Here is a 19880-nt window from a genome sequence, read left to right as displayed (position 1 = left end):
CGGCAGTCTGCTGCCTTATATCAACGGGAGCGGCTCGAGGTCCGCTAAATGATCCACCCAGTTAGCGCGATAAGGCGCCCCCTGCAATCGCAGCTTAGTCCGCCGGCTCGTTAGCACCGCCATTTAACTCTTCGGTGGACGCTATATTTTGGACTATTGATTCGTGGGCTTGCGGGTCATAACCGCCGATTGGGATGTTACTCCCCCTGAACCGTTCTAAAATGTTTCGCCGTCTGGATTGAAACCAATCCTCGTGAGCCCACGGATGGCGTTCAATAAACTTCTCACCCAAAGCAGCAAGAAGCACGTGCTGCAAACGCGTTAATTGCCCTTGCCGTCCTCCCTCAGCAATTCTGGACAATTGATTATCGTCATACTTCGAAAGCACCTCTTTTACTTGGTTTAGCGAGGTAAAGCCCAACCGCATCAAAACTCGGGTTTCCCAATCGTATGAAAAATCCGACATACGCCCATCGGGCCCTAACGTCTTATCGAGGAACGTTCTGAGTGAATTTGGTGTGATCTCAACCGTAGAGAGATCGTCATCGGCCGAAATTAATGTTTGTGCTTTTTCCGTTAGGTCGCGATCGGCATCTTGGATAGCTTGAAATTCTCGGTCTGCTATCTCGAGCAGTCCAGCAAGCGACATGAAACGACGCTTAATATCGCGCGGAATCGTCGATGACGACTTATATTGAATGTCATGCTCGATCTCCGCCCAAGTATGCTGGAGAATCGTTCGAACTTGAACTTCGATAACAGCCTCGCTGAACCGTTGATATTCAGGTAGAGCAGTCCGAGAAGCATTCAGCTTCAGCAAATAATGGACGCTCTGATAGCCAAATCGCTCTTCTTCGAGAAGGCTCTCTCCCTTAACCGCATGTTCAATAACGAAAAACTCTTCCAAGAGCATCTTATCGATCTGTTGGACCGTCCGCGGAAAAAAGGTGATGATGCGTATCGCCGCTTTATCCGTGATATCAGTGACTGGATCGGTATACATTGGACGTCTCGGATCTATCTTTGATGGCTTCGCCGCTTTGCGGCCAAAACTTTCCGGATCCTTGGCACGTGCCTCGATAGAATGGGGGCGAATCTGTCTCCGCTTCAATGCTTCTTGGGTAATCAATTTAACAGTCGCAGCGAGATCAGCATGGAAGCCAACGGAAGGTAAATATTTGGCAATGGCGATTTGCTTATGACGAGAAAAATCAAAAACTTCAGAATTCTCATCGATGTCGTGATGCTTGGTCATTTTTCTAAGCTTTGTTGACAAGAACTTGCCGAAGGCACCTGATTGTCAATCATAGCTGTAATCGCGCTACGCCGGCAATCTTGGTGGCGTGACCGTTCGGCCTGGGAGCGCGATGTAGTAAACACGAGCGAGAGCGCTAGGATCGGGACTGAGGTGCGGCCTTCCTACTACTCGTGTGAGTAATTTCACCGACTGTCGACTTACGTGGGTAAACCACGACCAAATAAGGAACGCTTCGCTAGGCTAGGCCGGAAAGGGTAAAAGCGATTCGCTTTTCGCGAATCGCCGTCAACCAGCGGGGCAATCGAGCTACGCCACCTGCCGCTTCTCCCCACCTTCATTTGAACGCCACTGCGCCAGCAGCTTCTCCCACTTCACCTTCGCCGCCTTGACATTGTTTTCCTTGATATGCCCGTACCCGCGCATCGAATCCGGCAGATTCGCGAGTTCAATCGCAAGAGGCAGCTTCTGCATCGTCAATCCGGCGATCAACTCGCGCACGAGCACTTCATATTCCACAATCAACGCCCGCTCCATCTTCCGTTCTTCGGTGCGCCCGAAAACATCCAAAGCCGTCCCGCGCAGGAACTTGAGCCGTGCGAGAACCCGCATCGCGGACATCATCCACGGGCCGTATTGCTTCTTCATCAGCCGTCCGTGCGCATCCTTCTTCGAAAGCGACGGCGGCGCAAGATGGAACTTGATCTTCCAGTCGCCTTCGAAACTGCTCTTCACCTTTTCGATGAACGCCGGGTCCGCGTAAAGCCGCGCGACTTCGTACTCGTCCTTGTACGCCATCAGCTTGTGCAGATTCCGCGCGACGGCTTCCGTCAGCAAATAATCGCCGACGCCAAGTTCCGCCTCCGCCGCGCGCACATCCGCGACGAGGCGCCCATACCGCGCCGCGTAAGCCGCGTTCTGATACTTCGCCAGATAATCGAGCCGCTTGTCGATGAGCGTATCGAGCGCCTTCGGCGTATGCAGCGCGATGATCTTGCCCGGCGCATCCGACGAAGACTGCTTGCCGCCAGCCAGCCGCATCACCGCGGCAAGATCGTGCGCAGCGCGCCGTCCCCATTCGAACGCCGCTAGATTCTTCTCGACTTGCACCGCATTCAACTCAATCGCGCGCACGAGCGATTCATGCAGCAGCGGCAGCCAGCCCTTCTGCCACGCATAGCCAAGCACGAACGGATTCGTGTAGATAGCATCGCCCATCAAGGCAACGGCGAAGCGGTTCGCATCGACGAGCGCAACATGCTCGCCCGCCGCCGCGCGAATATCGGCTTCCGCGCTCGCGCCCGGAAAGCGCCAGTTCGGGTCCTTGATGAACGCGGCGGTCGGCGTCTGCGCGCTGTTCACGACGACGCGCGTATGCCCCGGCTGCATCCGCGAGCCGCACTCATCGCTCGCGGTCACGATCGCATCGCAGCCGATGACGAGATCCGCCTCGCCCATCGCGATGCGCGTCGCGTGGATATCGGCCGGACGGTTCGCAATCTGCACGTGACTCATCACGGCGCCGCCCTTCTGCGCGAGTCCGGTGACATCGAGCACGGTTACGCCTTTCTGCTCCAGATGCGCCGCCATGCCGAGCAGCGCGCCGATCGTCACGACGCCCGTGCCGCCCACGCCCGTCACCAGCACGCCATACGGCCGCGCGATTTCAGGCAGGTCCGGCGTCGGAACGGGCGGCATCGCATCGCCGGCAACGCTCGTCGCCTTCGGCTTCTTCAACTGGCCGCCTTCGACCGTCACGAAGCTCGGGCAAAAGCCGTTGAGGCACGAGTAATCCTTGTTGCACGTCGATTGGTTGATCTGCCGCTTCGTGCCGTACTCGGTATCGAGCGGTTCCACCGACAGGCAATTCGACTTCACCGAGCAATCGCCGCAGCCTTCGCACACCGCTTCGTTGATGACGACGCGCTTCGCCGGATCGGGAAACGCGCCGCGCTTGCGGCGGCGGCGCTTTTCGGTGGCGCACGTCTGGTCGTAAATGAGAATGGACGTGCCCGCAACTTCGCGCAACTGGCGCTGAATGTCGTCGAGTTCGTCGCGATGATGCACTTCGATACCCGGTGCAATGCCGACATCCGGCGTGTACTTCTCCGGCTGATCCGTCACGATGACGATCTTCGCCGCGCCTTCCGCCGCGAGCTGATGCGTGATCTGCGGCACGGTCAGCACGCCGTCGACGGGTTGGCCGCCGGTCATCGCGACGGCATCGTTATAAAGAATCTTGTAGGTGATGTTCACCTTCGCCGCGATCGCCGCGCGAATCGCGAGCAGGCCGGAGTGAAAGTACGTGCCGTCGCCGAGATTCGCGAACACGTGCTTGTCGCCGGAAAACGGCGCCTGGCCGACCCACGCGACGCCTTCGCCGCCCATCTGGCTGAACGTGCTCGTGTTGCGGTCCATCCAGACCGTCATGTAGTGACAGCCGATGCCCGCCATCGCGCGCGATCCTTCCGGCACGTTCGTCGACGTATTGTGCGGACAGCCCGAGCAGAACCACGGCTTGCGCTCCGCTTCGACGCGCGGCCGCGCGAGCGCCTTCTCCTTCGCCTCGATCACCGCGATGCGCGCAGCGATACGAGCGCGCACATCGGCGGGAAGATCGAACTTGTCGAGCCGCGTGGCGATCGCCTTCGCGATGATCGCCGGCGACAGCTCGTAATGCGCGGGCAAGAGCCAGTTGCCCATCGGCACCGACCATTCGCCGCCCGCGCCGTCTTTCTCGTCGAATTTGCCGAAGACGCGCGGACGCTGCGCATCGGGCCAGTTGTACAGCTCTTCCTTGATCGCGTATTCGAGAATCTGGCGCTTTTCTTCGACGACCAGAATCTCGTCGAGGCCGCGCGCGAATTCATGCGCGCCTTGCGCTTCGAGCGGCCACACGCAGCCGACCTTATAGAGACGAATGCCGATCTGCGCGCAGGTTTGATCGTCGAGGCCGAGGTCAGTGAGCGCCTGGCGCACGTCGAGATACGCCTTGCCGCCCGTCATGATGCCGAAGCGCGCATGCGGCGAATCGATCTCGATGCGGTCCAGCTTGTTCGCGCGCACGTAGGCGAGCGCGGCGTACCACTTGTAATCGAGCAGACGCGCTTCCTGCACGAGCGGCGGATCGGGCCAGCGGATGTTGAGGCCGCCTTCGGGCATCGCGAAATCGGTCGGAATCACGATTTGCGTGCGATGCGGATCGATATCCACCGACGCCGACGACTCCACCACGTCCGTCACGCATTTCATCGCGACCCAGAGGCCGGAGTAGCGCGACATCGCCCAGCCGTGCAGGCCGAAATCGAGATATTCCTGCACGTTCGACGGAAACAGCACCGGCAGCCCGCACGCCTTGAAGATGTGCTCGGACTGATGCGCAAGCGTCGATGACTTCGCCGCGTGGTCGTCGCCCGCGAGCACGAGCACGCCGCCGTGCTGCGACGATCCCGCCGAATTGCCGTGCTTGAAGACATCGCCGGAACGATCGACGCCGGGGCCTTTGCCGTACCACATCGAAAAGACGCCGTCGTACTTCGCGCTCGGGTAGAGATTGACTTGCTGCGAGCCCCAGACCGCGGTGGCCGCGAGATCCTCGTTCACGCCCGGCTGAAACACGACCTGATGCCCGGCGAGATGCTTCTTCGCCTTCCAGAGCGACTGGTCGAGAACACCGAGGGGAGAACCGCGATAGCCGGAGATGAATCCGGCGGTGTTGAGCCCGGCGGCTTTGTCGCGCTCTTGCTGGAGCATCGGCAGGCGCACCAGAGCCTGGATGCCGCTCATATAGGCGCGGCCGCGTTCGAGCGTGTATTTGTCGTCGAGTGTGACGGATTTCAGCGCGGCCTCTAGCGAAGCTCTTTGTTCTGCGTCTAACGGGGCGTTCATTATGTGTCTTCCTCCACCCGAGTTTGGGATCACCAAAGCATGTTTCGGGCCGTCGCACCTTGTGGATGCGTTGGCCGGGACTTCAAGTGTGCCGATGCCTGCGTCGCGCAGACAGTGGGACAAACCCGTTTCCGCTTCAGATTCTTCCGATCGACACCGTCGCTCCGACGCGTTTTGTTACAGATGTAAAAGCGACCGACACACGGAACCCTCGCTTAGAACTCTGTCTAAACGGGCGCTTGCGCAGTTCCACGGGCGCTTCGGTGCGCGCTGGAATTGCCAGGAGTCGTAACGCAGTTATAAGGAGAAACTAGATGAAGCAACGCCATATCCAGAATTTCTTGATGGTCTCGGCGGCCTTCTTTGCGATCAGCGCGCCGATGGGCGGCGCGCGCGCAAATTCGCCGTTCGGGGCGACGTCCGTTCCGCAAGTGGTGCAGGCTCGCGTCCAGGCATCGCAGACGCGCACGGGAGAGCGCCGCGACGCCGAGCGCAGCAGCGACGATACGGTCAACTGACCCGACCGCTCGCGGCTGAGTAACCAACAGGATCGGCCGCCAAAAAAACAAAAGGGACGTGAATGCATCATGTCCCTTTTTTTGCGCCCGCTCGACGGATCAGGTCGCGCTCGTGTCCTTCAGCACGCCGCGCCGCATCTGGTCCAGTTCGATCGATTCGAACAGCGCCTTGAAGTTGCCCTCGCCGAAGCCCTGATTGCCCTTGCGCTGGATGATCTCGAAGAAGATCGGGCCGATCTGGTTCTCCGTGAAAATCTGCAGCAGGATTTCGTCGCGCACGCCGTCGATCAGAATCTTGCGCTTTCTCAATTCCGCGACATTCTCGCCGTGATTCGGCACGCGCCGGTCGACGAGCTCGTAATACGTGTCGATGGTATCGAGCAGCGAAATCTTCGACGTGCGCAGGCCATCGACGGTCGCGTAAATATTGTCCGTGCCGAGCGCGATGTGCTGAATGCCTTCGCCGTGATACGCGTCGAGATATTCCTGAATCTGGCCGGCGTTCTCCGAACCTTCCTCGTTGATCGGAATGCGGATCTTGCCGCACGGTGAACTCATCGCCTTCGACTTGACCGCCGTCACCTTGCCTTCGATATCGAAGTAACGCGCTTCGCGGAAATTGAAAAGGCGCTCGTAGAACTCGGCCCATTCGATCATCCGGCCGCGATGCACGTTATGCGTCAGGTGATCGATATAGGTCAGCCCGTGGCCGACCGGGTTCTGGTCCGCACCGGGAATCGGCTCGAAGTCCACGTCGTAAATGCTGATATCGCCGATGCTGCCCGGCTGCGCGCCGTTCTTGCCGCGCCAGCGATCGACGAAATAGATCAGCGAATCGCCGATGCCCTTGATCGCCGGAATGTTCAGTTCCATCGGGCCGGTCTTGTTGTCGAAGCCCCACGCGCCGAGTTCGAGCGCGCGCTGGTAGGCCTTGCCCGCATCCGCGACGCGAAACGCGATCGCGCAAATCGACGGTCCGTGGAGGCGCGCGAACCGTTGCGCGAAGGAATCGCTTTCGGCGTTGATGATGAAGTTGATCCCGCCTTGCCGATACAGCGTCACGTTCTTGTGCCGATGCTTCGCGATGGCGGTGAAGCCCATTTGCTCGAACAGCCGCCCGAGCGCGACCGGGTCCGGCGCGGTGTATTCGATGAATTCGAAGCCGTCGGTGCCGACGGGGTTCTCCCAGTTCGATGCGGTCATTGCCTGTCTCCTAGTCTGTGCGCGCCTGACGCGACGTGAAGACAAGTTTAGCGATCGCATCGCGCCAAAAACTTGCGAAACAATTTGTCGCTTCCTACTATTGCGCACGAAGCTGCCACGTAATCGCGACGAGGAGATAGAAGATGGCCGAACCGGAGCTGGACACGATAGACCGCAAAATCCTCGCGATTCTTCAGGAGAACGGGCGGCTGTCGAATCAGGAGATCGCGGATCGCGTGAGTTTGTCGCCGAGTCCGTGCCTGCGGCGCATCCGGCGGCTGGAGGAGACGGGCGTGATTCGCGGCTACGTCGCGCTGCTCGACGCGAAAAAGCTGGGCCTCGGGCTGCTTGCCTATGTCAACGTGCGGCTGGAAAAGCGCGGCGGCATGCCGGTTGCCGCCGGCACGCCGAAACCGCCGACGCACGGCGATCTGTTCCGCGAGGCGGTGCGGTCATGGCCGGAAGTCGTCGCTTGCGACGCAATGACCGGCGAAATGGACTTTCTGCTGCGCGTTCAGGTGCGCGACATGGAGCATTTCTCGCGCTTCGTGGAGGACCAGCTGCTGCATCACCCTTCGGTGATCGATGTCCGCTCGAGCTTTTCGCTGGAACGCATCAAGGAAACGACGGTGTTGCCGCTGCGCTAGACGCGGTCGACGCACAAAGCAAAAGGGCGGTCTCGGCCGCCCTTTGTGGTCCCGCTCGCAGCGCACCCGCGCTGTTCGATGAAATCAGAATGCGTCGGCGGTCGGCATGAACGCCTGGAACATTTGCGTTGCGCGATGCGCCTGGCGCTTGATCGCGTAGTCGAAGACGGCGGCCTGCTCCTGAAGCAGTTCGGCCATGATGCTGGCCTGATCGGCAGGCGTGAGCGACAGATACGCGTCCGCTTCGCCGTACGCGTACTCGATCTTCATGCCCGATTTGCGCGCGATGTGCATCATCGTCGAATTGCGCGACAGGCAGTGGATGTACAGCACCGACACGTGCGTGTTGCGGCTGCGAATGGCGGCGCGTTCGAACAGCTTCGTGCCGATGCCGCGACCGCGCGCGCTTTCCAGCACGGACACGCCGAATTCCGCCGTGCGCTTGTCGCCGTCAGCGGGCAAGTAGGCCAGATGGCCAACGCCGACCAGTTGCAGCGAGGTGTCGAACACGCCGAAGACGGTGTCGTTGGTGAAGTTGAGATTGCGGACGTAATGCTCGATGACGTGATCCGGCACGATCTGCCCGAAGCGCAGAAGGCGGTCGTCTTCGTCGAGCGCGAGGAAGTGCGTGAGCAGACGCTCGCGGTCCGCCGACGACAGCTCGCGAACGAGAACTGGCAAACGCGCGGCGTCGGGCAGCGGACGGTCGCTCGCGACGATCTGCTCGGCATTGCGGTTGAAGGTCAGTTCCACGGTGTTCTCCTGTCGTTTGATGCGGATGCTGCAAAGCAAAACGCATTCTATCCGCTTCAGCGGAAACGCATACGGGAAAACCCTTAAAAATCGTGGAGGGTGTGTTCTAAACGTCTATTGAATCGCGATAAAGATACGCGTTTTCAATGGTTTAATGAAAAAGTCAGATCAATGGTGGCGATTCGCCGCAATGCAACATGACTTACGCCTTTTCGGCAAGCCCATGCTCGATCATCGTGACGACCTGCTCGGCGAACTCGCCGTAACCGAGCTTGCCGCCCGGCTTCAGCCACGTGAACGTCCAGTTGATCATGCCGAAGACCATCATCGTGAACGCGGTCTGGTTTTCCTTTGTCACGCGCTGCGGATAAGCGCGAGCGAGTTGGCGCGCGAAGGCCGCGACGATATCGCGCTGACGATCGAGCACGATCTCGCGCTGCGCGTCTTCGAGATATTTGACGTCGTTCAGAAGCGCGACGTGCCGGCTGTGCGACGTCTCGTATTCCGCGAGAAACGCGCGCACCAGGTCCGCGAAGGCTTCGCGCTCGCTCAAGCCGCGCCGCGCGCTCGCGCCTTCCACTTGCGCGATGATCAGCATCAGCCGCTTCGTGTAGCGGTCGAGCAGGTCGAAGAGAATCGCTTCCTTGCTCTCGTAATAGTGATAGAGCCGCGCCTTCGACGTGCCGCTCGCGGCGGCGAGATCCGCCATCGACGTGCTCGGGTAGCTCGTCTGGGCGAATTTGGCGGCGGCGAGTTCGAGAATCTGTTCGCGTTGTGTTTCGTGGTCGGGCGCTTTCGTACGGGCCATTTATCGGACGTTCTTTTCGGCTTGTCAGGTGTGGGATGAGCGTCGCAATTCGGCGTCGACGATCTCCGACGGCGTGCCGCGTATTTTAAGCCGCCCCGCCGCGACGAGTTCGCGGCATCGCCAGAAGGCGATCGAGTCGCTCAGCAGGAAATCGAAGGATTGGCCCATCGCCTCGCCCGCGATGCGCCGCGCCGGCCGCCATTCCGCAGTCGCGAGTTCGAGCAGCGCTTCATCGACATCGATCCACGTGCCGGACACCAGCATGTTGTCGCGCAGGCGGCGCGTTTCCGCGTTGGAGTGCTTCGCTTCCTGCCATTCGAGCGCGAGCCGGCTGATGCGCAGCACCGAAATGGGCGCGGCGCTCGGCAGTTTCGCGAGCAGTTGTTTCGGCGAAAACATGCCGACGGCGGTCGCGCGATCGGTCCGGCCGACGCGTTCCGGTTGCGCGTCGGCGGCGGCGATGGCGAGATCGTCGAACGTGAGCTTTGCTTCGTTCAGGCGCTGCGGCGCGTTGCGCAAGTGATAAGCGACGCGGCGCAGCGTGAGCTGATCCGCCGCGCTTTGTCCGTGCCACACGACGACCTGCGCGTCGCCGCGCGCGAGACGCCCGAAGAGCGCTTGCTGCGCCTTCAGTTCGGCCTCGAAATCGATAGTGCTGTACGACACCTGACGCCAGAACGCCGCGCGCGCGGCCGGCGATTCGTCGATGTCGCGGATGGGACCGACGGCGAGATCGTCGCGCAGGGCGATCACCTGCTCGTCGCGCTCCGCGAGCCGAAGCGCCGCGGTGAGCGATTGGGCCGCGCTGTCGCCGTTCGTGACGTGAATCATGTTCATGGTGTCGGCATGCAGAAGACGAAAGGACCGCTCCACGCGCTCAGGCGCGATCCTTGAGTTTAAGCCAATCGTCGTGCGCGACGGTGTGGGCTGCGCCGCGCTTTCAGCGCTCGTCGAAGCTCACCACGACGCGCTCGCTCACCGGATGACACTGGCACGTGAGCACGAATCCGTCGTCGATTTCGTGCTGCTCGAGCGTGTAGTTCTTGTCCATCTTCACTTCGCCTTCGACGACCTTCGCGCGGCACGTGCAGCAGACGCCGCCCTTGCACGCATACGGCAGCGCGAGCCCCGCTTTCAGGCCGACGTCCAGCACGCTCACGCCTTCGTACGGCAGGCGCAGCTTGCGCTTTTTCCCGTCGATGATCAGTTCCAGATCCGCCGCCGGCGTGCTTTCCGTAATCTCGATCTGCGGAACGCCTGCCTGCGGCAGCGGCGTGCCGAAGCGCTCGACATGAATGCGCTCCGGCGCCACGCCCGATTCCTTCAGCGCGGATTCGGCGGCGTCCATCATCGGGCCGGGGCCGCAGATGAACGCTTCGTCGATTTCATCCGGCGGCAGGAGCGTCGCAAGGAACGCCTTGCACTTGTCCTTGTCCAGCACGCCGTTGAAGAGCTCGACGTCCTGAAGATCGTCCGAGAGCACGTGATACAGCGCGAGCCGGCTCATGTAGCGGTTCTTCAGGTCTTCGAGTTCCTCGGCGAACATGATCGCGTCGACGCTGCGGTTGCCATACACGAGCGTGAAGCGGCTCGTGGGTTCGATATCGAGCGTCGTCTTGATGATCGCCAGCACCGGCGTGATGCCCGAGCCGCCCGAGAACGCGACGTAATGCTTCGCGTGATCGGCGTTGAGGTGCGTGAAGAAGCGTCCGTCGGGCGTCATCACGTCGATTTCGTGGCCGGGCTTCAGCGTATCGAACGCGAAGTTCGAGAAGCGCCCGCCGCGCACGCGCTTGATGCCGATGCGCAATTCGCCGTCGCGGTCATAGTCGGTCACGCCGACGCAGATGGAATACGAGCGGCGCGTTTCTTCCCCGTCGATATGCGTCTTCAGCGTCACGAACTGGCCTTGCGTGAAGCGGAAGGCGTCGCGCAGTTCGGGCGGCACGTCGAACGAGACGGTGACCGCGTCGGCGGTTTCGGGACGAACGTCGCGGATGCGCAGCGGATGAAATTGCGGAGTCGCCATGATGATCGGGTCTTTGGGAAATCAATACGGCTTGAAGTAATCGAACGGCTCGCGGCAGTCGATGCAGCGATACAGCGCCTTGCACGCCGTCGATCCGAACTGCGCGAGCGTTTCCGTATGCGCGGAGCCGCAGCGCGGGCAGGCGACGACGTCCTTCTTGTACGGCACGAAGCGCAGCGGCTTTTCCGCGCTGCTGCACGCGCCCGTCGGCGGCGCGATGCCATATCGACGCAGCTTTTCGCGTGCTTCCTCGGTGATCCAGTCGGTCGTCCACGCGGGCGCGAGCACCGTTTGCACGCGATGCGCGCCGAGATTCGCGCCGTCGATCGCATGCGCGATGTCTTCCGCGATCTGCGACATCGCCGGGCAACCCGAGTACGTCGGCGTGATGACGACTTCGAGCACGCCGTCGTCGCCGTGACGCACGTCGCGCAGAATGCCGAGCTCGCGGATCGACACGACCGGGATTTCCGGATCGGGCACAGTTTCGAGGACGGACCACGCGCGTTGCAGCGCGGCGTCGTCGATGCGGGCGAGGGCGGTCGTCATCACCAGATCGCGCCCGGATGTTGGCGCGCGAGGCTCTGCATTTCCGCGAGCAGATAACCCATGTGCTCCGAATGCTCGCCGAGCTTGCCGGTGCTGACGTGCTTCACGTCGGCGGGCGCGCGCAGCGTGGCTTCATCGATCGCCGACGACACCGTTTCGCGCCACGCGGATTCGAAATCGCTCGCGAGCGGCGCAATGCCCGCTTCGGCGACCGCGCGCTCGATTGCATCGGGATGAAAGAACTCGCGCGTGTAGGGCATCAGGTAATCGAGCGCCGCCTGCGCCCGACGATGCGATTCATCGGTGCCGTCGCCGAAACGCACGAACCAGTCGCGCGCGTGGTGCAAGTGGTATCGCGTTTCCTTGATCGATTTCGCCGCGATCGCCGCGAGCTGCGCATCCGACGATGCCTGCAATGCCGTCCACAGTTCGGCCATCAGCGCCGAATACAGGAAGTTGCGCACGATGGTCACCGCGTAGTCGCGCTCGGTGCGCGCCGTGCCGGCGAGCGGCCCGAAGTGCGGCAACTCGACGAGCGTGTAATTCGCGAACTCGCGCTCGGTGCGGAAATAGGCGTAGTCGTCTTCCGTTTTCTGCTGGCCGGTGAGCGCGGCTTCGAGCGTGGCCGCGTGCGAATAAAGCAGCCGCGCCTGACCGATCAGATCGAGGCTCATGTTCGCGAGCGCGATGTCTTCTTCCAGCGCCGGGCCGTGGCTGCACCATTCGGCGTTGCGCTGGCCGAGGATCAGCGCGTTATCGGCGAGACGCAGCACATAGGCGAGATGTTCGATGCTCATGTCGCGCCCTTACATGTGGTTGATTTCGTCGGGCAGCACGAAGAACGTCGGATGCCGATAAATCTTGTCGCCGGCGGGCTCGAACAGTTCGCCCTTGTCGGCGGGGTCCGAAGCCGTGATCGCCGACGACGGCACCACCCAGATGCTCACGCCTTCCTGACGCCGCGTGTAGACGTCGCGCGCCATGCGCAGCGCGGCGCTCGCGTCCGGCGCGTGGAGGCTGCCGCAATGTTTGTGATCGAGTCCCTGCTTGCTGCGCACGAAGACTTCCCAGATCGGCCATTCCTTGTTCATCTTCATCGTCTCCATGCTCATGCCGCTTGTTTTTGGGCGCGGGCTTTCTGCTTCTCCGCGTAGGCGAGCGCCGCTTCGCGCACCCACGCGCCGTCGTCGTGCGCCTTCACGCGCGTGGCGAGGCGCTCCTTGTTGCACGGGCCGTCGCCGTTCACGACGCGCCAGAATTCTTCCCAGTCGATCTCGCCGTAATCGTGCGCGCCGCGCACCGCGTTCCACTTCAAATCGGGATCGGGCAGCGTCACGCCGAGAATCTTCGCCTGCTCGACGGTGGCATCGACGAACTTCTGGCGCAGATCGTCGTTCGAGATGCGCTTGATGCCCCACGCGAACGACTGGCCGCTGTGAATCGAATCCTTGTCGCTCGGGCCGAACATCATCAGCACCGGCCACCACCAGCGGTTCACCGCCTGCTGCACGAGATCCTTCTGCGCCTCTGTGCCTTTCATCATCGCGAGAAGGGCGTCGAAACCCTGGCGCTGATGGAACGACTCTTCCTTGCAGATGCGGATCATCGCGCGCGCGTACGGGCCGTATGTGCAGCGGCAGAGCGGAATCTGATTCATGATCGCGGCGCCGTCGACCAGCCAGCCGATCACGCCGACATCGGCCCACGTGGGCGTCGGATAGTTGAAGATGCTCGAATATTTCGCCTTGCCCGCGTGCAGCGCGTCGACGAGCTGATCGCGCGACACGCCGAGCGTTTCCGCCGCGCTATATAGATAGAGGCCGTGGCCGCCTTCGTCCTGAACCTTGGCGAGCAGGATCGCCTTGCGCTTCAGGCTCGGCGCGCGGCTGATCCAGTTGCCTTCCGGCTGCATCCCGATGATCTCCGAATGCGCGTGCTGCGAAATCTGCCGGACCAGCGTCTTGCGATACGCCTCAGGCATCCAGTCCTGCGGCTCGATCTTGCCGTCGGCTTTCATCACGGCGTCGAAACGTTGCTGGTCCGAGGAAGCGTCGGCGGGCGCGTCGGAGGCGACGGGCTGGCCGGGAAGATCGAGAGATTGGGTGTACATGGCGGACACTCGCTCATGGGAAGTCGCTGTCGGCCGATTATAAACCGACCGGACGGTCGGGGAATTGCTTTTTTTGAGATTGCCGGGAATTCACCTAGGCGCGGCACATCGGCATAAAAAAAGCGGTGCGGCTGCTTTCGAGCCTGCACCGCTTTCTTTTGCCTTCGACTTTTACTTCGCATTCTGTCCGGCGAAGTCCTCGGCATCGACGTCATAACCCGACGGCTCCCAGCGCACCGCGAAAAGCGCGATGAGTCCCGCGAGCGGCGCGACCGCGATGATCCAGAACACTTTCGTGCCGAGCGCCGCCGACAGCACCGGGAACAGGAACAGCGAAACGGTCGAGCTTGCGCGCATCAGCGTCTGATTGAAGCCGACGCCCACGCCGCGCAGCGACGTCGGATAGCTCAGCGATGCGAACGTCATGCTGTGCGACCCCGGCCCGATGCCTTGCCCGAGCAGGAACGCGGCGAGCAACGCGATCGCGATGACGACCTGCGCGCCCGTCGCCGGCTTGCCGACAACCGCGAGCCCGACGAGCGCCACGAGTTGAAACGCGTAGCCGACGACCGTCAGGTTCCACGCGCCGAACTTCGGCACCGTGCGGACCGCGAACAGGCCGCCCGCGAACGCGAAGCAGAGATTCAGCGCGAGCGACGCGAGAATCGTGGTGAGCATGGACTGCGCGAGGAAGCTCGAAATGATGACCGGCAGCCCGAACGCGACGGCGTTATACGCGAACGACGAAGCGATCGCGATCACCGTCGCCAGCACCGTGCGGCGCAGGTAGACGCCGCGCAACAGCGCGCCGTAGTTGGCGAACGTGGCGCGGCGCGCTTTCGGCGCGTTCGATGCGGCGAGCGCGTCCGGCTCGACGCGCGCATCGATGCCATACGAGCGCTTGAGGATCGCGGCGGCGTTCGCCAGATCGCCCTGATTCGCCGCCCACACCGGCGATTCGCTCATGTAGCGGCTGCGAATCGCGATGATCGCGATCGCCGGCACCGCGCCGAAACCCAGAATCAGCCGCCACAGCCAGCCCGCGTTGTGCGCGGGCAGCACCGAGTAAAGGCTGAGCACGAGCAAATACGAAATGCTGATCGCGGCGTACCACGTCGGACACCACATCGCGACGCGCGCGGCCTTGTTGCCGCGTCCCTGCAAACGCGAGAACTCCGCGAGAAACGCCATCGCGACCGGCAGATCGATGCCGACGCCCAGACCCATCACGAATCGCGCCCCGCCGAGCACCCACGCGTTCGGCGCGAGCGCGCAGGCAATCGCCGCGACGACGAAGAAGAACATGTCGGCCATGAACACGCGATAACGGCCGACCTTGTCGGTCAGATAGCCGCCGAAGAATGCGCCGATGATCGCGCCGAACGTGATCGCGGAGGCGACGAAACCGGTTCCAGTCGGCGTCAGCGAAAACTCGCGGGCGATGTCCTTGACGCCGAACGCGAGGGCGCCGAGGTCGTAGGCATCGAGAAAAATCCCGCCTAGCGCGATGGCGACGACGATGCGCGCATCGCTACCGACGGCCGCGCCGCGATTGACGAGACTGGAGACATCCGCGGCGCTGCGGATGACGGGGCGCGCATCGGCGGCGGCCCGGGTGGAAGCGCGATCGGGCGCGATGGAAACGGACATGGCGGAATCGGAAAGGTGAAAAATTGTAGATGCGGAGAATCGCGCGATCGTACTGGCGCGGTGTCGCGCGACCAAATTCTTTTTTGTTATTTAATGACTTACGAGAAGCGGCGGGCTTTTCGTGCGCGCCCAGTGAATGCCGCGATGCGACAATGTCGCTCTCGTTTTTCTCACGGTTCCCGGGCATGGAGTCTGTTGATAACACTGAATCGGTCGAAGTCGCGGTCGTCGGCGGCGGCCCGGCGGGACTCATGGCCGCAGAAGCGCTCGCGGCGGGCGGCGCGCGCGTCGATGTGTTCGACGCGATGCCGTCCGTCGGCCGAAAATTCCTGATGGCGGGCAAAGGCGGGATGAATCTCACGCACTCCGAACCCGCCGACGCCTTTCTCGCCCGATACGGCGCGCGTCGCCCGAATATCGCGCCGCTGCTCGATCGTTTCGATGCCGCCGCGCTGCGCGAATGGGTGCACGGGCTCGGCGTGGAGACGTTCGTCGGCAGCTCGGGCCGCGTCTTTCCGACCGACATGAAAGCCGCGCCAATGCTGCGCGCGTGGCTGCATCGGCTGCGCGCGTCGGGCGTGCGGCTGCATATGCGGCATCGATGGCTCGGCTGGGCGGACGACGGCGTGTCGGTTTCGCGCTTCGCCACGCCGGAAGGCGAAAAGCGCGTCCGTCACGACGCGCTCGTGCTCGCACTCGGCGGCGCGAGTTGGCCGCAACTCGGCTCGGACGGAAGCGCGGTCGCGCATCTGGCGGCGCGTGGCGTGGATGTGCGGCCGTTCCTGCCGTCGAATTGCGGTTTCGACGTCGAATGGACGCCGCATTTCCGCAGCCGATTCGCGGGCGAGCCGCTCAAGTCGGTGGCAATCGGCGTGGCGCGCGCGGACGGCGCGGTGGATTGGCGCGTCGGCGAGTGCCTGATCACGGAGCACGGGATCGAAGGAAGTCTGATCTACGCGCTGTCCGCGCCGATCCGCGACCAACTGACAGCGAGCGGCGACGCCGGCACGAACATCCTGCTCGACCTCGGGCCGCAGCTTTCCGCCGAACGCGTCCGTGAGGATGTGCGCCATCCGCGCGGGGCGCGCTCGATGTCGAGCCATCTGCAGAGCCGGCTGCACATCGCGGGCCTGAAGGCGGGTCTGCTGCGCGAATGCGTCGGCAAGGAAGAATTCGCCGATCCGGATACGCTCGCCGCGCGCATCAAGGCGCTGCCGTTGCGCGTGCTGCGCCCGCGGCCGATCGCGGAAGTGATCAGCAGCGCGGGCGGCGTGGCGTTCGAATCGCTCGATCAGCGGTCGATGATCGCCGCGCTCCCCGGCGTCTTCTGCTGCGGCGAAATGCTCGACTGGGAAGCGCCGACAGGCGGATATTTGCTCACGGCGTGTTTCGCGAGCGGGCTGGTGGCGGGCGAAGGGGCGCTCGCGTGGCTTGGGAATCGGAAATCGTAGGTTGCTTCACCGAGCCACGAGCCGCCAAAGCGACGTCACTTCAGCCGACCGCGCCGCGAACAGCGGATCGGTCTTGTCCATCGCGCGCGGATGATTCGGCTTGACGTCGATGCGCCCGTCCACCTTCAATCCCGCCTCATCGATCCATTCCTGCAACTGCGCGCGCGTGCGCAATCCGAGATGCTCGGCGAAGTCCGACAGGATCAGCCAGCCTTCGCCGCCGGGCGTCAAATGCGCGGCGAGACCATCGAGGAAGCCGCGCAGCATGCGGCTCTCGGGATCGTAGATCGCGTGCTCGATCGCCGCGCTCGGTCGCGCCGGCAGCCACGGCGGATTGCACACGATCAGCGGCGCGCGTCCTTCCGGGAAAAGATTCGCCTCGACGACATCGACCTGCTTGCCGAGGCCCAACTGGCCGATGTTTTCGCGCGCACAGGCGAGCGCGCGCGGATCGAGGTCCGTCGCCACGACGCGCTCGACACCGCGACGCGCGAGCACCGCGGCGAGCACGCCGGTGCCGGTGCCGATATCGAAAGCAAGCGACGTCGACGGCAGCGGCTGGTTCGCGACCAGATCGACATATTCGCCGCGCACGGGCGAAAAAACGCCGTAATACGGATGAATCCGGCCGCCCGTCGCCTTGATTTCGACGCCTTTCTTGCGCCATTCATGCGCGCCGATCAGGCCGAGCACTTCGCGCATCGATACCACCGACGCTTCCTTCGCCGGCCCATACGCCTCTTCGCACGCCTGGCGCACGTCCGGCGCGCGGCGCAGCGGAATGGCGTACTGCTCATCGAGCGGGAGGATCAGCATCGCGAGCGTGCGCGCGCGTTGCGATTGCGCGAGACGGTGCAGATTAAAGGCATCGACGGGTGCGGCGGGCTTTTCGGCCGGCGCCTTTTTGGACTTGCGCGGCTTGTTGTCAATGCGGCGGGCCATCGCCTGAAGCAACTGGCGCGCGTTCTGGAAGTCGCCGCGCCAAAGAATCGCGGTGCCTTCGCAGGCGAGCCGGTAGGCGTGATCTGCTGTCATCTGATCGTGACCGATCACGAGGCGCTTCGGCGGCTGATTGCCGCTTTCGGATCGCCAGCGGGCCGAGCGGCTTTCGCCGTCTTCTTCCCAATGAAGTTGTGCCGGAACGTCTGAGGTGCTGCTTCTGGATTGCATGGTTCGTTTATCGCGCGAATGGATTTGGCTGCATTGTGAGGCCATTTCGTATGCGCGGGCGGACGGACCGCGTCGATAGACCGATCCGTGTGACGATCAGGCACAATTCTGCCTTTCTCCGAACGCCATCGCCGAATGAAACTCCGTGCTTTCGCCGCGATTCGCGCGGCCGCGCTTGCTGTTCCGCTCGCTTTCGTATCGCCCGTTTTCGCCGCCGATGCGCCTGGCGCGCCCGCTGCGTCCGCTTCGACGAACGCGCCCGTCAACGATCACTGGGTCAGCGCCTGGGCGACGGCGTTGCAAGCAATTCCGCAACTGGACAAGGCGCCGCCGCTTTATCGCGCGCCGGACGTCGGCGGGCGCACCGTTCGACAGTTGATCTATCCGCTGATCGCCGGCAAGGAAATGCGGCTGCATATCAGTAATGTGTATGGGACCGAGCCGCTCGTCGTCGATTCGATGAGCGTCGCGCGTGCCGTGAGCGGCAGCAGCGCGGCAATTCAGGCGGGGACCGGCCGGCCGGTGCTGTTCGGCGGACGCAAGAGCGTGACGGTGGCGCCCGGCGGACAGATGACGAGCGATCCCGTGGCTTTCGATGTCGCCCGAGATCAGCCGATCGCGGTCAGCATGTTCATGGGGAAGGAGCAGAAGCTCGTGGCGTGGCATCGGATCGCGAGCCAGGTTAACTATGTATCGACGCCCGGCGACCGGACCGAGGAAGCGTCCGCCGCGTCCTTCCGCACGCGATTCACGCAATACGCGTGGCTCACGAACGTGTCGGTGCAGAATCCGTCGGCGCGCACGGTGGTCGCGATCGGAGATTCCATTACCGACGGGATGCGCTCGACGCTCAATGCGAATCGCCGGTGGCCCGACGCGCTCGCGCGCCAGATCGCGCAGAAGAGCGGCGGGCAGGCGGCGGTGGTCAACGCGGGTATTAGCGGAAATCGGCTCCTGAGCAATTCACCGTGCTACGGCGAGGCGCTGGTCAGCCGTTTCGATCGCGACGCGCTGCGCCAGCCGGGCGTGCGCGCGATCATCGTGTTGATCGGCATCAACGACATCAACTTCGCCGCGATGCCCGCCCGCCAAGGTCTCGACTGCGACGCGCCGCATACGCAAGTGAACGCGGACGCGCTCTTGCGCGGCTATCAACGGCTGATCGCGCAGGCACACCAGCGGGGCATCAAGATCTACGGCGCGACGCTGACGCCGGCGTCGCTGCCGCCCGAGCGCGAGGCGATCCGCACGGCGGTGAACGCGTCGCTGCGCGCGAGCCGTTCGTTCGACGGCGTGATCGACTTCGACGAGGCGCTGCGGGATCCGGCGCGTCCGAGCGCGCTGCAGCGTCGGTACGACAGCGGCGACCACATTCATCCGAGCGACACTGGCTATGCCGCGATGGCGGCAGCGGTGCCGGTTGAGTCCGTCGTGGGGGCGGCGAAGTAGGCGTCGCGACGGGGCCTGAAAAAAATCTTCGTCATGACCTTGTAATTGGCATCTGGTTGGCCTAATATTCCGCTCCTCGTCGCAAGACGGGGAGCCGCTAAACGAAACAAGCGGCCTCGAAGTCGACAGTTTTTAGAAGCGAAAGCAAAAAAAGCTGTTGACAGAGAGAAAAAGATTCTTCATAATCTCGTTTCTCTGCTGCTGATGCAGCAAACGCCGGACGGAAGCGGCGCTGAGCAAGACGCTTGGTGCGGTGAGGTGGATAAGTCAGGCGATGTGCTCTTTAAAAACTAACAGCCGATAAGTGTGGGCGCTTGATGGCAAGTGCGGCCGGTTCTTCGGAATCGGCAATAGCAAAAGTAATCAAGAGTCTCACACGAAGTATTAAGAGGAAGGTTTA

Annotated in this window: 17 protein-coding genes; 4 read left to right on the top strand and 13 right to left on the bottom strand. The window is 62.6% G+C overall.

Annotated features, from left to right (window positions below):
* Positions 1-94: 94 nt before the first annotated feature.
* Together AWB72_RS00085 and AWB72_RS00080 are read right to left on the bottom strand one after the other, a co-directional pair.
* A complete protein-coding gene (locus AWB72_RS00085; protein WP_084592952.1) occupies positions 95-1255 on the bottom strand; it encodes a GTP pyrophosphokinase in 1161 nt (386 codons plus the stop codon).
* Between the two features lie 309 nt (positions 1256-1564).
* Positions 1565-5143, bottom strand: a complete 3579-nt coding sequence (locus AWB72_RS00080; RefSeq protein ID WP_087127748.1) for an indolepyruvate ferredoxin oxidoreductase family protein — start codon at positions 5141-5143, stop codon at positions 1565-1567.
* A 314-nt stretch (positions 5144-5457) separates the two neighbouring features.
* Here AWB72_RS00080 and AWB72_RS00075 point away from each other — a divergent pair, with 314 nt between their 5' ends.
* Positions 5458-5661 carry a hypothetical protein gene (locus AWB72_RS00075; RefSeq protein WP_040051292.1) on the top strand — a complete coding sequence of 68 codons (204 nt, stop codon included), beginning with the start codon at positions 5458-5460 and terminating at the stop codon, positions 5659-5661.
* A gap of 99 nt (positions 5662-5760) precedes the next feature.
* Here the strand turns inward: AWB72_RS00075 and hppD are convergent, their stop codons facing one another.
* Positions 5761-6864 carry a 4-hydroxyphenylpyruvate dioxygenase gene (hppD, locus tag AWB72_RS00070; protein WP_040051293.1) on the bottom strand — a complete coding sequence of 368 codons (1104 nt, stop codon included), beginning with the start codon at positions 6862-6864 and terminating at the stop codon, positions 5761-5763.
* 143 nt (positions 6865-7007) lie between these two features.
* Between hppD and AWB72_RS00065 the strand changes: the two genes are divergently transcribed.
* A complete protein-coding gene (locus AWB72_RS00065) occupies positions 7008-7511 on the top strand; it encodes an Lrp/AsnC family transcriptional regulator (RefSeq protein ID WP_040051294.1) in 504 nt (167 codons plus the stop codon).
* Positions 7512-7595: 84 nt separating this feature from the next.
* On the opposite strand, the gene AWB72_RS00060 is transcribed toward AWB72_RS00065, so the two are convergent.
* The 9 genes from AWB72_RS00060 to AWB72_RS00020 all read right to left on the bottom strand — a co-directional run bounded on the left by AWB72_RS00060 (position 7596) and on the right by AWB72_RS00020 (position 15410).
* The gene (locus tag AWB72_RS00060) at positions 7596-8264 is read right to left on the bottom strand and encodes a GNAT family N-acetyltransferase (RefSeq protein ID WP_040051295.1); all 669 of its coding nucleotides are present in this window, start codon (positions 8262-8264) and stop codon (positions 7596-7598) included.
* Between the two features lie 202 nt (positions 8265-8466).
* Entirely contained in the window at positions 8467-9072 is a 606-nt protein-coding gene (locus AWB72_RS00055) for a TetR/AcrR family transcriptional regulator (RefSeq protein ID WP_040051296.1), read from the bottom strand.
* A 24-nt stretch (positions 9073-9096) separates the two neighbouring features.
* Positions 9097-9909: a DUF1835 domain-containing protein gene (locus AWB72_RS00050; RefSeq protein WP_040051297.1), complete on the bottom strand. Its 813-nt coding sequence runs from the start codon at positions 9907-9909 to the stop codon at positions 9097-9099.
* A gap of 103 nt (positions 9910-10012) precedes the next feature.
* Positions 10013-11101 (bottom strand): 1,2-phenylacetyl-CoA epoxidase subunit PaaE, encoded by a 1089-nt coding sequence (gene paaE / locus AWB72_RS00045; protein WP_040051298.1) that lies wholly within the window; start codon positions 11099-11101, stop codon positions 10013-10015.
* Between the two features lie 21 nt (positions 11102-11122).
* Positions 11123-11650 (bottom strand): 1,2-phenylacetyl-CoA epoxidase subunit PaaD, encoded by a 528-nt coding sequence (gene paaD, locus AWB72_RS00040; RefSeq protein WP_040051299.1) that lies wholly within the window; start codon positions 11648-11650, stop codon positions 11123-11125.
* Positions 11650-12447: a 1,2-phenylacetyl-CoA epoxidase subunit PaaC gene (paaC, locus tag AWB72_RS00035; protein ID WP_040051300.1), complete on the bottom strand. Its 798-nt coding sequence runs from the start codon at positions 12445-12447 to the stop codon at positions 11650-11652. Before paaC ends, paaD begins: the two co-directional genes overlap by 1 nt.
* Before the next feature lie 9 nt (positions 12448-12456).
* Positions 12457-12762, bottom strand: coding sequence for a 1,2-phenylacetyl-CoA epoxidase subunit PaaB (paaB, locus tag AWB72_RS00030; RefSeq protein ID WP_342065311.1), 306 nt, complete (start codon positions 12760-12762; stop codon positions 12457-12459).
* Positions 12759-13760, bottom strand: a complete 1002-nt coding sequence (paaA, locus tag AWB72_RS00025) for a 1,2-phenylacetyl-CoA epoxidase subunit PaaA (RefSeq protein WP_040051301.1) — start codon at positions 13758-13760, stop codon at positions 12759-12761. The genes paaB and paaA overlap by 4 nt, the downstream gene beginning before the upstream one ends.
* 171 nt (positions 13761-13931) lie before the next feature.
* The gene (locus AWB72_RS00020) at positions 13932-15410 is read right to left on the bottom strand and encodes an MFS transporter (RefSeq protein ID WP_040051302.1); all 1479 of its coding nucleotides are present in this window, start codon (positions 15408-15410) and stop codon (positions 13932-13934) included.
* A 185-nt stretch (positions 15411-15595) separates the two neighbouring features.
* Here AWB72_RS00020 and AWB72_RS00015 point away from each other — a divergent pair, with 185 nt between their 5' ends.
* Complete coding sequence (locus tag AWB72_RS00015) at positions 15596-16861, top strand: TIGR03862 family flavoprotein (RefSeq protein WP_040051303.1); 1266 nt, start codon at positions 15596-15598, stop codon at positions 16859-16861.
* A gap of 6 nt (positions 16862-16867) precedes the next feature.
* Here AWB72_RS00015 and AWB72_RS00010 read toward each other — a convergent pair whose 3' ends face one another.
* Positions 16868-18031, bottom strand: a complete 1164-nt coding sequence (locus AWB72_RS00010) for a methyltransferase (protein WP_040051304.1) — start codon at positions 18029-18031, stop codon at positions 16868-16870.
* A 135-nt stretch (positions 18032-18166) separates the two neighbouring features.
* On the opposite strand from AWB72_RS00010, the gene AWB72_RS00005 reads away from it, so the two are divergent.
* Positions 18167-19480 (top strand): SGNH/GDSL hydrolase family protein, encoded by a 1314-nt coding sequence (locus AWB72_RS00005; RefSeq protein WP_040051305.1) that lies wholly within the window; start codon positions 18167-18169, stop codon positions 19478-19480.
* Positions 19481-19880: the final 400 nt, after the last annotated feature.

It is taken from the genome of Caballeronia concitans (assembly GCF_001544615.1).
In the GTDB taxonomy this organism is placed as follows: domain Bacteria; phylum Pseudomonadota; class Gammaproteobacteria; order Burkholderiales; family Burkholderiaceae; genus Caballeronia; species Caballeronia concitans.
The sequence above is the reverse complement of the archived record's forward strand: the minus strand, read 5'-3'. Positions and strand labels throughout refer to the sequence as shown.